The sequence below is a fragment of the Streptobacillus ratti genome, from assembly GCF_001891165.1.
Taxonomy (GTDB): Bacteria; Fusobacteriota; Fusobacteriia; order Fusobacteriales; family Leptotrichiaceae; genus Streptobacillus; species Streptobacillus ratti.
Genome location: NZ_LKKW01000124.1, coordinates 1 through 258 on the forward strand (window position 1 = coordinate 1; position 258 = coordinate 258).

General features: G+C 51.9%; 1 protein-coding gene. It reads right to left on the reverse strand.

Annotated features, from left to right (window positions below):
- Nucleotides 1-258 (reverse strand): HoxN/HupN/NixA family nickel/cobalt transporter (locus BT993_RS07065; RefSeq protein WP_482984221.1); only part of this gene is annotated, 258 nt, incomplete at both ends.

Consider the following 258-nt stretch of genomic DNA (forward strand, 5'->3'; position numbering starts at 1 on the left):
GTTCGTGATGGTGATGATGTCCATGGTCGTGGTGATCTTCGTGATCGTGGTGATGATGCTCATGATCATGCTCGTGCACATTCTCCAGCCAGTTGCGTTCGCCGCGCCAGGTACGCCAGAACATCCAGAACGCGGTGCTAATAATGATCACTGCGGAAATCAACTGGAGCCACGGTTCTGCTGATTGAGCAGTAAAGCGTTTGCTGATCACCATCCCGCCAAAGGCAATTAACCAGACCACTGCGGTATGCGAAATAG